This window comes from Butyricicoccus sp. OF10-2 (assembly GCF_003481925.1).
Classification (GTDB): domain Bacteria; phylum Bacillota; class Clostridia; order Oscillospirales; family Butyricicoccaceae; genus Agathobaculum; species Agathobaculum butyriciproducens.
This window is the reverse complement of record NZ_QUMC01000064.1, coordinates 1-1,093: the sequence shown is the minus strand read 5'-3', so window position 1 is coordinate 1,093 and position 1,093 is coordinate 1. Positions and strand designations below refer to the sequence as shown.

1 protein-coding gene is annotated in these 1,093 nt (G+C 50.7%); it reads right to left on the bottom strand.

The window, feature by feature from the left end; all coding sequences use genetic code 11:
- On the bottom strand, positions 1-1,093 hold a 1,093-nt coding region (locus DXB00_RS16540), incomplete at both ends, for a DUF6531 domain-containing protein (RefSeq protein WP_158581342.1).

The window sequence follows — 1,093 nt, the reverse complement described above, 5'->3', positions numbered from 1 at the left end:
TTGTAGGTAAGCTGTGCTACCTGCGTACCATCGGGATTAGAGATGGTTTGCAGCTTGCCGTCATTCGAGAAAATGAACGCTGCGCCGTCCTCGTGCGTCATGCGGTAGCTGCCGTCTGCTTCATTTTCCAGAACAAAGCCGCTGTCTGCCAGAGAATCATAGCCGCCGCCACGGAGCGTAAGGAATATCTGCTCCTCGCCGCCAGGCATGGTCACGCGGATAATACCTCGGTCGTTGATGAGCGAATAATCGTAACTGTGCGTAAAGCCAGCACCCAGCGCACCCTTGTTGTAGCGCGAGTTGTAAACACGAAGGAAGGTCAGCGGGATAATGCCTTCCAGCTTCAAGTCCTCGTACATAAAGTTGTACGCACCTGTTACCATGTTTACAGGGTCAAGGTTCTGGTAGTCCAGCACCAAGCCTTCCAGTTCGGGGAAACCGGTCAATTCATTGCACGCCAGACTGCCGCTGACAAACTGCTCGTACAGCTTCTTGCGTACTTCATCGGACAAGCTGCCTTTCAGCATGAGGAACGCCGCCGTGCCATCTTCACCGACAACATAATCACGGTAGTCTACCAGCAGTTCGGTACTGACAGCAAACTTTTTCTTGCCGTTCTCCTGCTTCTGCGGCCAAGTATAGTTCTGACCGTGCGTGTGGCTATCATCATCGGTACACTCGACATTCTTATCCGGTCTGCCGAGCGGTTCAATTTCTACGGTCAGATAAAACACATCTTCATCGAGGTTCGGACCGATAATCGGAATACCATTGAGAGAGCCGTCCCATATAAGCGTGTGCTTCATCATGGATACCGGCTCAATATCTTCACCGGCAAAGTTCTTGTCTGCTTGATAAATGCCATCCTCGGACAGTTTTACCAAACCGCCGTCCTTTTTGGTTGCCGGTGTGTAGGGCGATACCATAGTGTCCGGTGAATCTTCGGGAAGCCATGCTTTAACATCGTTTGCACCGGAGAGCAGGTAATTCTCTACAATCGAGCCGACAAATTCTTTCTTCAATCCATCGTCCGAAGGACTGCGGACATAGACATTGATATTCACATACTGCGTAAGCTGATACCCAAATTCCA